We start from the raw sequence: 11,121 nt of genomic DNA, 5'->3' as shown, positions 1-11,121 counted from the left end.
GGGCACCGTGCTCTTCATCAAGCGCGGCATGGGCTCGGGTTATGCCGGCGTCGAGAACGAACTGTTCTTCCGCGACAACACCATGATGCTCTTCGCCGACGCCAAGAAAATGGTCGAGAACATCGTCAAGGCACTCGATCACTGACAACCGGCGGAGGGCTGAAGAAGAGATCCGCACTTTGCAAAATGGAGGATAGACAAAATGGCTCAATGGGTACGATTCGACGATGAGGGCATAGAGGGCTTCGGCCTTCTGCAAGGCAAGGATATTGTCGTTTATCAAGGCAATATGTTCGAGCAACCGATCGCCACCGACATGCGGCTTCCGCTTGCCTCGGTTCGCTTGCTGGCGCCTTGCGAGCCTTCCAAGATCATCGCGCTGTGGAACAATTTCCATCAGCTTGCCGCCAAACTCGATGTCGCGAAACCCGATGAGCCGCTCTATCTATTGAAGGCCCTGTCGAGTGTCGCATCTCCGGAGGCTGTGGTCCGCCGCCCTCCTTCCTACACCGAACGCGTCGGCTATGAAGGCGAACTTGGCATCGTGATCGGCAAGCGCTGCAGCAATGCGTCGGAAGCGGAAGCCGCAGCCGCCATTTTCGGCTACACCTGTGTCAACGACCTGACGGCGAGCGACATCATCGCCCGCGACAAGACCTTCGCACAATGGGCTCGCGCCAAGAGCTTCGACGGTTTCTGTCCGTTCGGTCCGGTCATCGCCACCGATATCGATCCGACCGAATGCAGTGTCAAAACGGAGCTCAACGGTGCCCTGCGCCAGGACTATCCCTTAAGCGATATGATCTTTCCGCCGGCAATTCTTGTCAGCGCACTGTCCAAGGATATGACGCTCGAGCCTGGAGATCTGATCTGCTGCGGTACGTCGCTCGGCGTCGGGTCGATAAAGGATCCGACCAATACCGTCTCCGTCACCATCGAGGGTATCGGCACCTTGTCGACCACATTTGTTCAGTAGGCATCGATGCTGAAATGAGAGAATACCCGGAAGCCAAGGTTCCGGGTATTCTTCTATCAAACCGGGATTGGATGTTTCAGCGCTCAATCCAACTCCGGCCAGACACGTCATATTCTTTCAGGCGGCCGCGGCCATCGCTTCGCGGATCGTCTCACCGACGAGATGCGGGCTCTGGGCGATGATCACGCCGGCATCCTTCAGCGCACTGATCTTGTTTCCGGCATCACTGGCAGCGCTTTGCGCAAAGGCACCGGCATGGCCCATGCGGCGTTCCGTCGGAGCATACCGGCCGACAACGAGCCCGACGACCGGAATGCCCGGTTTGATCCCGGCGAGAAACTCCGCCAGTTCCTGCTCTTCCGATCCGCCGATCTCGCCGATGGCGATCACACCGCGCGTATCGTCGTCGGCAAGGAAAAGCTCCATGCAATCGCGCATGCTCAGGCCGTGAATGGCGTCACCGCCAATGCCGACTGTTGTCGACTGGCCCAGTCCCGCCGCACTCACCTGAGCGATGACTTCGCTGGTCAGCGATGCCGAGCGCGACAGGATGCCGACGTGGCCCTTTCGCTCGCTGCCCGTCGCCATAACGCCGATCTTGCAGACCCCCGGCGATAGGATACCCTGCGAGTTCGGGCCGACAAGAACCGTCGAGCTTTGCTTCAGCGCCGCGCGCACGCGCAACATGTCCTGTACAGGCACCCGCTCCGTCAGAGCCACCACAAGCGGCATACCTGCCTCGATCGCCTCGATCATTGCTGCGGCAGCGTTTTCCGGCGGCACGAAAATCATGCTGGCATTGGCGCCAGTCTCCTTCATCGCTTCTGCAACCTCGTCAAAGACCGGGAGGTTCAAATGGTAGGTTCCGCCCTTGCCGGGGGTGACGCCGCCTACAATCCGGGTTCCGTATTCCATCATGGCCGCCGAATAATGCGTTCCCGCCCAACCGGTCATGCCCTGGCAGATCACACGGGTGTTCTGATCAACGAGAATGGTCATGATCTTTCTCCATGGGCAGCGGAAACGGCACGGTTCACTGCCGTCCACATGTCGGGACAGTCGATCACCTTGCAGCCGAAATTGGCGAAGCGGAACCGGGCATATTCGGCATTGTTGCCGGCCAGACGAACGACGACAGGGCACGTGCGGCCCGTGCGCCGCATCGCGATGCCGAGACCGTCGGCTATGGTATCGCAGGGCTGCATTCCGCCGCCATGCACATTGACGAGAATCGAGCGCACGGCCGGATTGTTGAGAAGAAGCGTGAACCCATGCGCGACATCGAGGCTAGTGGCCGTCGTGCGGATATCCATGAAGTTCGCCGCGCTGCCATTGGCCGCACGGACCATATCGAGTGTTGCCAAGCCGAGTCCGGCCCCGTTGACCGCCAGACCGATATTGCCGTCCATCCGCAGATAGTTGAGCCGGCGATTCTGCGCGACAAGCTCGGTTTCATCGCCGTCATGCTCTTCGCGCAGGGCCACCAGCTCGGGATGCCTGAACAGCGCGTTGTCGTCGATGATCATCTTGACGTCGACCGCGACGAACTTGCCCTCTTCTGTCACCACCAATGGGTTGAGCTCGATGAGTGTTGCATCGAGTTCGACAAAGGCCAGGCGCAACTGATCGACAAGCGAAGCAAAGGCAGAGTGAAGGCCGGAACCAAGGCCAAGCCGCTGGGCCAAGCCAGTCACGGCGGCTTTCTCCGGTGCATCTCCGGTACCGAGGGAAAGCCGTTCCAGACGGGTTTCGCCCGATTGAAGCCGCTGCTCGATATCCTCGCTCCCTTCAGCACCGGCGAGGATGGCAATTTCAGCCCTTGCCGCATCAACGAGCAACGATAGATAGAGGCTGCGGACAGGGCGAACCGCCGTTTCGATCAACACTCTGTTGACGCGGCAACCGGCTGGTCCTGTCTGTTCGGTTATGAGAGTGCGCCCAAGCATCGAGGCTGCAGCGGCTTCGACGTCGCCTGCAGATGAGACCAGACGGACGCCGCCTGCGAGGCCGCGGCCCCCCGCCAGAACCTGTGATTTCACGGCGATTCTGTCCACGCCCAAAGCCTCTGCTGCTTCGCGGGCTTCGCCGGGGGTCAGCGCCACCCGGCCTTCGGGGACATTGACGCCTCTGGCGGATAAGAGTGCTTTCGACTGGAACTCATGAAGCTTCATAGCCGCCTCCTCCCTGAAGCGAATAGGCTTATGGTGTGGCGATGCTTAGTACCGCCCGCGAGTCAGTGGAATACATAATGCCAACAAAGATCAGACCTGTCAATCGGTAGCCAGGTTATGATTTCTGCGCCCACAACCGCAACCCGGTCGAAAAGAAAACGGCGGCACCGGGGGGGGTTATGCCGCCGTTTTCTCGATGCGGATTACTCGGCAGCGATTTTCTGCGGGGTTCCGAGTGCACCGCTTTTCTGCAGTTCGTCGATCGTCCGCTCGTCGAATCTCAAGACGTCGCGCAGAATTTCGTCCGTGTGCTCTCCCAAGAGCGGGGAACGCGTAACGTCTGTCGGACTGTCGGAAAGCTTGATGGGGTTACCGACAGAAAGATAGTTGCCGCGTTCCGGATGCTCCACCTCGACGATCGTGCCCGTAGCTCTCAGCGATTGGTCTTCGGCGATCTCTTTCATGGACAGGATAGGACCGCACGGGATGTCCCTGTCGTTGAGGATTGCCATCGCCTCGAACTTGTCCTTGGTCATCGTCCATTCCTCAATGCGGGCAAAAATCGCGTTGAGGCGCGGCAGACGAGCAACGGGTTTTGCATAGTCGGGGTGGGTCTTCCATTCCGGCTCGCCGATCACGTCGCAAATCGCCTCCCAGACCGGCGCCTGGGTAATGAAGTAGATATAGGCGTTGGGATCTGTCTCCCAGCCCTTGCACTTCAGGATGCGCCCGGGCTGGCCGCCGCCAGAATCATTGCCGGCGCGCGGCACGCTTTCGCCGAACTCGATACCCTCGCCATATTGGCTGTATTCGTTCAACGGACCGTGCGCCAGACGTTGCTGGTCCCGCAGCTTGACGCGGCACAGATTAAGCACGCCATCCTGCATTGCTGCCGAGACTTTCTGGCCGCGCCCTGTTTTGGTGCGTTGGAAAAGCGCCGTGACGATGCCGAGGCAAAGATGCAGACCTGTGCCGGAATCACCGATCTGCGCTCCGGTAACCAGCGGCAGACCATCGCGAAAGCCGGTGGTCGAGGCCGCACCGCCGGTGCATTGCGCGACGTTTTCGTAAACCTTGCAGTCCTGATAGGGGCCGGGGCCGAATCCCTTGATCGAGGCAACGATCATTGCCGGATTGAGTTCCTGGACACGCTCCCACGTAAACCCCATGCGGTCGAGTGCACCGGGAGCGAAATTCTCCACCAGCACATCGCAATTTTTGATCAGTTCTTCCAGAACCGCCTTCCCGCTCTGATTCTTGGTATCGAGCGTGATCGAACGTTTGTTGTGATTGAGCATGGTGAAATAGAGGCTATCCACCTCGGGGACGTCGCGCAGCTGGCCGCGCGTAATATCTCCAACCCCGGGGCGCTCGACCTTGATGACATCGGCACCAAACCAGGCAAGAAGCTGTGTGCATGTGGGCCCAGATTGAACATGGGTGAAATCCAGGATGCGAACACCCTCCAAAGCTTTCGTCATTCTCTTCTTCCCTTTTTCTGGCGCGGAACTTGTTCCTTCGTTCTGCTCTCTGTCGATTTTGGGCCGGCGGCCTTTATGACCGCCGGGCTTTATCGTTATTTGTACATCGTCTGGTTTTTGGTCCCGGGCGCATACTCATTCGGATCGACCCAGATGTTGACGACCGCCGACCGGCCGGTCTTTGCTATGGCCTCGCGGGCCCGCAGCAGCGCCGGCTGAATTTCGGACGCTTCGCGAACTTCCTCGCCATGATTGCCGAGCATGTGGGCGAATTTGGAGAACTCGACGTCGCCAAGCTTGTTGCCGACATTGCCGCGTTCCTCGCCATATTTTGCAACTTGGCCATAGCGGATCTGGTTCATCGAGGAGTTGTTGCCGATAACCGCAAGATAGGGCGCGTTGAACCGGTCACAGGTTTCCATGTCGAAGGCCGTCATCGAGAATGCGCCGTCACCATAGTAGCAAAGCACTTCCTTCTGCGGATGAGCCAGCTTGGCTCCAAGCGCGAAGCCGGTCCCGACGCCCAGCGAACCAAGTGCGCCAGGATCCATCCATTGACCCGGATTGCGCGGGCGCACCGCCTGAGCCGAGATAGTCACCACGTCGCCACCATCGCCGATGTAGATCGTATCCTCGCCGAGGAACTCATTGAGCTCGTATGCAACACGGTAGGGGTGGATCGGGCTTTGGTCCGACTTGAGAAGCGGCAGCACCTTGTCATAGGCGATAACTTCCTGCTGCTCGAGAGTCTTCATCCACTCGCGGCGTGCCTGCCGCTTGCCCTTGTCGATCCGGGCGGATGCGGCCTGCAGGACCGCCGAAAGTATGGCGCCCGGATGGCCAACGAGCCCCAGATCGATATCGCGGTTTTTGCCGACGGTGCGGTAGTCCTGATCGATCTGTACCAGGGTAAGGTCTTTGGAAATCCGCTTGCCATAGCCCATGCGGAAATCGAACGGCGTGCCGATTACCACGATCACATCGGCATTGTTGAAGGCAAAGCCGCGTGTACGGTCAAAATGATGGGGATCGCCAATAGGCAATGTGCCGCGGCTTGCGCCATTGAAATAGCCGGGAATATCCAGGCCGCGAAGCAGCTCGATTGCTGCCTGAGTGCTGCCCGACGTGAAGACCTGTTGTCCAAAGAGGACGGCAGGGCGTTCGGCGTTGACCAGAACGTCGGCAAGCTTTTCGATGTCTGCTGGATCACCGATTGAATATGTCGATGCCCTGTAATGACCGGGCTGCGGTATGACGGCCTTTTCAATAGGGATTTCGCGATCCAGAACGTCACGCGGAATTTCCAGATAGGAAGGTCCAGACGCACCAGAGAAACACTCGCGCGCCGCCATGGAAATCATATCGGCAATACGTTCGGTCGAAGAGACGCAGGCAGCAAATTTGGTGATCGGCGTCATCATGTCGACATGCGGCAGATCCTGCAGCGAGCCCATCTTGTGCTGGGTCAAGGCGCCCTGCCCGCCAATATGAAGCACCGGGCTTTCCGAGCGGAATGCCGTAGCGATACCGGTTACCGCATTGGTACAGCCTGGACCGGCAGTCGTGACAACACAGCCCATTTTGCCTGTTTGGCGGGCATAACCATCGGCCGCATGAGCAGCGACCTGCTCGTGGCGCACATCGATAATGCGGATGCCTTCATCGATGCAGCCGTCATAGATATCGATGATGTGACCGCCGCAAAGCGTGAAGATGGTGTCGACACCCTCATTCTTCAGCGCCCGTGCCACCAGATGGCCACCGGACACCACGCTCCCGTCGCGAACCTTCCGCTTCAATGTATCTTCGGCCGTTGTGGCCTTCTCAACCTTTGTGACGATTGTCATGAACGTCTTTCCTCCTATTGAATTTTGTCGTCTCTTATCGTTGGCGCTTGGCCGTCCACCCGTTCCCCGTCTGCAGCTCTAAATGAGGCTGCCGCACCAGTAGCGAATACTTCAAGGGCTTGTTCAGGGAGCCAACCGGCTCAACTACATCGAGATTTTGCATGCGATAACGCTCGTTGAGATCGATGGCCTGCCTTCCCCCTGTTCCAGATTGCCGCCTCAAAGACGCAACCAGCGGAGACAGTCGAAAGAGCCAAGCCGGATTTACAAAGTCCGCAGCGCTTCCCCACCCGTATGCCGGGTCAGCTAAAGTGCTCTTGCGGAATTTCTGGCATAATAAATACCATAAGTCAAACACCCTTGATAAAGATAATCGCGGGTTGGGGAAAACCAGTTGAGAGGTGTAAAAAACATCGAAACAAAAGGGCTGCCTGAAGCGTTGTAAGAGTGTGCAGTGCACAACCTATGCAAAAATGGGATGCTGATATGCGTCTGGCGCCGTTGTGAACTGGGATATGGTATGCCAGATAAGGGCCAAGTTAAACGGTAAACAGGAGCGTCAAATCATGCCGGCACGTGCAGAAATAGCCAATACAGTCGATCGTACCGTCCCCCGCGGTATCATCGAGACGATTCTTGCCTTCCTCGACAGCGTTGCACGCACAAATGCACGCAACAAAAATAACGAACCTTTCGGTCTTTAATCGCTGAAAAGTTACTTTTCGTCCCCTTAAGCGGCTGCCGGATCACCTCCAGCGGCCGCTTAACGTTTTGAATACATTCAATTTTCACAAAAGTTGTATAGCATTACCAGCTTGGCTCTTGTCTTTTGGTATAACAGATACCAGTATGTCCCAATCAGCGCATGGCATTTTAGCTACATAAAAGGCGTAGAAAGGGATGAACATGACTCAAGCGGTAAAAGAGGAGTTCCGCTCGCACCAGGTCAGCGACGGATTCAGATGGGGACAGTTGGCAATTGGCGTGATCTGTATGGTCATGATCGCCAACCTGCAATATGGCTGGACATTCTTTGTTCCCGAAATTACCAAACAATTCGGTTGGGGGCGTGCAGAAATTCAATGGGCATTCACACTCTTCGTCCTGTTCGAAACATGGCTCGTTCCCATCGAGGGCTGGTTTGTCGATAAATACGGCCCGAAGATCGTTATCCTGTTCGGCGGCATACTTTGCGCAATCGGCTGGGTCATTAACTCATATGCCGATACCATGTTTCTCTTCTGCGTCGGCCAGGCTGTTGCCGGTATCGGCGCGGGCGCAGTTTACGGCACCTGCGTGGGCAACGCACTGAAATGGTTTCCGGACCGTCGCGGACTTGCCGCGGGTATCACAGCTGCCGGTTTCGGTGCAGGTTCGGCACTGACGGTTTGGCCAATCCAGGCCACAATCGCCAATTACGGCTTCCAGAACGCCTTCTTCTCTTTCGGTATCGGACAAGGCATTGTCATTATGGTTCTTGCGTTCTTCCTGCTGGCTCCGAAGCCAGGTCAGGTGCCGGAACCAACAAACAAGGGCCCGATCCTTCAGAGCCGCAAGCAGTATTTGCCTTCTGAAGTGGTCAAGCATCCGATTTTCTGGCTCATGTATGCCATGTTTGTTGCAGTTGGCGCCGGTGGCCTCGTTGTAACCGCCAATCTTGCACCAATGGCGAAGGACTTCGGTGTTGCGGACATTCCGATGTGGCTGGGCATACCGGCTCTCACATTGGCTGCTACCCTCGACCGTCTTCTTAATGGCGTGACGCGACCGCTCTGCGGCTGGGTGTCGGACAAGATCGGGCGCGAGAACACCATGTTCATCGCCTTCGGAATTGAGGCGATCGGTATCTATCTGCTCTATCTCTACGCGGGCAATCCGGTGATGTTCGTCATCCTCAGCGGCTTGGTGTTCTTTGCCTGGGGCGAGATCTATTCTCTCTTCCCGTCAACCTGCACCGATACGTTCGGCTCGAAATATGCCGCCACCAATGCCGGCCTGCTCTACACCGCCAAAGGTACTGCAGCGCTTCTCGTGCCGTTTGGCACAGCGATGGCGGCGGATGGCAACTGGAACTCGGTATTTATCATCGGCGTCGTTCTGAATGCAGGTGCAGCCCTTCTGGCTCTGTTCGTACTCAAGCCATGGCGTGCAGGCATTATTCGCAGGACGGAAGAGAACGTTCTGCAGCCTGCCCAATAATATCCCAACAGCAGTCGCCTGGGCTGAATGATCCAGCCCAGGCATTCAACATTCAAACAGTCAATCGCATTGAATACAAACAACTGCTGCCAGACATCAGGACTTGACACTAATTTTTCTGGCATACAATATACCAATACGGGGCGCCAAAAGCAGTTTCACCAGTTCGCGCCGCTGGCAAACCAAGCCACATCAATGCCGCCGTCACCGGGAGTGTACGCGGCCATCACGGAGGAAATCATGCTCGACAAAACCGTTGTCCGTAACGTACTGGAAGCGGCGCGGGCCGAGGGCCGCCAGGCACTCACCGCACCCGAAGGCAAGCTTATTTGCGATGCTTATGGCATAGCAGTTCCGCAGGAAGGTGTTGCAGGCAGCGCCGAAGAAGCCGCCTCGCTTGCGTCGGCCATGGGCTTTCCGGTGGTCATGAAAATCGTCTCTCCGGATATCCTGCACAAGACGGAAGCAGGCGGCGTTATCGTCGGCGTCAAATCTGCCGAGGAAGCCAAGGCCAGTTTCGACAAGATCATCGCCAACGCTCAAGCCTATAAGGCCGATGCGGAAATCATCGGCGTGCAGGTCCAGCAAATGCTGACCGGCGGCCTCGAAGTCATCATCGGCGCGGTAACCGACGACAGCTTCGGCAAGCTCGTTGCCTTTGGCCTTGGCGGCGTTCTCGTCGAAGTCCTGAAGGACATCACCTTCCGTCTTGCACCGGTGACGAACGATGAGGCCCTGTCGATGCTCGACAGCATTCAGGCAGCAGAAATGTTGAAGGGCGTACGTGGCGGTGAGCCAGTCAATCGTATCGCGCTTGCCGATATGATTGTGCAGGTTTCCAAGCTTGTCGACGACTATCCGGAAATCTCCGAACTCGATCTCAACCCGGTTTTCGCCACCAGGGAAGGCGCGATTGCCGCCGACGTGCGCATCGTCATCGACTACAACCAGGCTAAGCCCCGCCACCGCCCGACCCAGGACGAAATCCTCAAATCCATGAACCGCATCATGCGCCCGAAGGCGGTAGCAGTGATCGGCGCTTCGGCAGAGGATGGCAAGATCGGTAATTCGGTGATGAAAAACCTCATCAACGGCGGCTACAAAGGGCAGATCTATCCGATCCATCCGAAGGCCGAAGAGATCCTTGGCTACAAGACTTACAAGAGCGTCAGGGATGTTCCGGGCGATATCGATACGGCGGTCTTTGCCATTCCCGCCAAATTGGTTGCCGGCGCTCTTGCGGAATGCGGCGAGAAGAAAATTCCCGGCGCAGTGCTCATTCCCTCGGGCTTTGCTGAAGCCGGCGAACCGGAACTGCAGGACGAAATCGTCAAGATCGGCCGCAAATACAATATCCGCCTGATGGGCCCGAACATTTACGGCTTCTACTACACGCCGGAAAATCTCTGCGCGACATTCTGCACGGCTTATGACGTCAAAGGCTCGGCGGCCTTGTCGTCACAGTCCGGCGGTATCGGCATGGCGATCATCGGCTTTTCGCGTTCGGCCAAGATGGGCGTATCGGCGATTGTCGGTCTCGGCAACAAGTCGGATATCGATGAGGACGATCTGCTCACCTTCTTCGAGCAGGATGACAATACGCGGATCATCGCCCAGCATCTCGAGGATCTGAAAGACGGGCGCGCCTTTGCCGAAGTGGCAAAACGCGTCTCGAAGAAGAAGCCGATCGTCGTCCTCAAGGCGGGACGCACCTCCGCCGGTGCCAAAGCGGCCTCCTCCCATACGGGCGCGCTTGCCGGTAACGACAAGATCTACGAGGACGTTTTCAAGCAGGTCGGCGTCATCCGCGCCCGCTCGCTGCGGCAGCTCCTCGAATTCGCCCGCGGCATTCCGGTCATGCCGACGCCGAAGGGAGAGAATGTCGTCATCATCACCGGCGCTGGCGGCTCGGGCGTGCTTCTCTCCGACGCCTGCGTCGATAATGGCCTCAGTCTCATGGGAATGCCGGACGATCTTGATGCGGCCTTCCGCAAGTTCATTCCACCCTTCGGTGCCGCGGGCAATCCCGTCGACATCACAGGCGGCGAACCACCCCTCACCTACAAGAACACGGTCAAACTCGGCCTCGAGGATGATCGTATCCACGCGCTGATCCTCGGTTACTGGCACACGATCGTGACCCCGCCGATGGTCTTTGCCAAGCTCATGGTCGAGGTGAAGGAGGAGATGGCGGCCAAGGGTATCGAGAAGCCGATGGTTGCGTCGCTTGCCGGCGATGTCGAGGTCGAAGAGGCCGCCGAATATCTCTACCAGCATGGCATCCCCGCCTATGCCTATTCGACCGAGCTACCAGTCGAGGTGCTGGGCGCGAAGTACAAATGGGCCAGAGGCGCAGGTTTGCTCTAGGTTCTCCCCGCTGGGCCCTGGCGCAAGCCAGGGTCTGGTGCTCTCACAAAATCCGCAAATTTCAAGGGGAGGTTTTCCTC

Annotated in this window: 9 protein-coding genes; 5 read left to right on the top strand and 4 right to left on the bottom strand. The window is 57.6% G+C overall.

Annotated elements, in window-relative coordinates; all coding sequences use genetic code 11:
- Positions 1–145, top strand: a 145-nt coding sequence (locus tag LB462_RS05605; RefSeq protein ID WP_224506381.1) for an NAD(P)(+) transhydrogenase (Re/Si-specific) subunit beta, incomplete at its 5' end; no start/stop codon positions are given.
- A gap of 57 nt (positions 146–202) precedes the next feature.
- Complete coding sequence (locus tag LB462_RS05600; RefSeq protein WP_224506355.1) at positions 203–976, top strand: fumarylacetoacetate hydrolase family protein; 774 nt, start codon at positions 203–205, stop codon at positions 974–976.
- A gap of 117 nt (positions 977–1,093) precedes the next feature.
- On the opposite strand, the gene sucD is transcribed toward LB462_RS05600, so the two are convergent.
- The 4 genes from sucD to LB462_RS05580 all read right to left on the bottom strand — a co-directional run bounded on the left by sucD (position 1,094) and on the right by LB462_RS05580 (position 6,475).
- The gene (gene sucD / locus LB462_RS05595; protein ID WP_224506354.1) at positions 1,094–1,975 is read right to left on the bottom strand and encodes a succinate--CoA ligase subunit alpha; all 882 of its coding nucleotides are present in this window, start codon (positions 1,973–1,975) and stop codon (positions 1,094–1,096) included.
- On the bottom strand, positions 1,972–3,147 hold the full coding sequence (gene sucC, locus LB462_RS05590; RefSeq protein WP_224506353.1) for an ADP-forming succinate--CoA ligase subunit beta: 1,176 nt from the start codon (positions 3,145–3,147) through the stop codon (positions 1,972–1,974). The genes sucD and sucC overlap by 4 nt, the downstream gene beginning before the upstream one ends.
- Positions 3,148–3,350: 203 nt before the next feature.
- The gene (gene frc / locus LB462_RS05585; protein ID WP_112532306.1) at positions 3,351–4,628 is read right to left on the bottom strand and encodes a formyl-CoA transferase; all 1,278 of its coding nucleotides are present in this window, start codon (positions 4,626–4,628) and stop codon (positions 3,351–3,353) included.
- Between the two features lie 95 nt (positions 4,629–4,723).
- Positions 4,724–6,475, bottom strand: a complete 1,752-nt coding sequence (locus LB462_RS05580) for a thiamine pyrophosphate-binding protein (RefSeq protein ID WP_224506352.1) — start codon at positions 6,473–6,475, stop codon at positions 4,724–4,726.
- A 566-nt stretch (positions 6,476–7,041) separates the two neighbouring features.
- On the opposite strand from LB462_RS05580, the gene LB462_RS05575 reads away from it, so the two are divergent.
- The 3 genes from LB462_RS05575 (at position 7,042) to LB462_RS05565 (ending at position 11,041) form a co-directional block, all read left to right on the top strand.
- Positions 7,042–7,179, top strand: coding sequence for a hypothetical protein (locus LB462_RS05575; RefSeq protein WP_224506351.1), 138 nt, complete (start codon positions 7,042–7,044; stop codon positions 7,177–7,179).
- A 202-nt stretch (positions 7,180–7,381) separates the two neighbouring features.
- Positions 7,382–8,674 (top strand): oxalate/formate MFS antiporter, encoded by a 1,293-nt coding sequence (gene oxlT, locus LB462_RS05570; RefSeq protein ID WP_224506380.1) that lies wholly within the window; start codon positions 7,382–7,384, stop codon positions 8,672–8,674.
- Between the two features lie 240 nt (positions 8,675–8,914).
- Entirely contained in the window at positions 8,915–11,041 is a 2,127-nt protein-coding gene (locus LB462_RS05565) for an acetate--CoA ligase family protein (RefSeq protein WP_224506350.1), read from the top strand.
- The last annotated feature ends 80 nt before the right edge of the window (positions 11,042–11,121 follow it).

Origin of the sequence: Phyllobacterium chamaecytisi, from assembly GCF_020164455.1 — a bacterium.
In the GTDB taxonomy this organism is placed as follows: domain Bacteria; phylum Pseudomonadota; class Alphaproteobacteria; order Rhizobiales; family Rhizobiaceae; genus Phyllobacterium; species Phyllobacterium chamaecytisi.
This window is presented reverse-complemented; position numbering and strand designations above follow the sequence as displayed.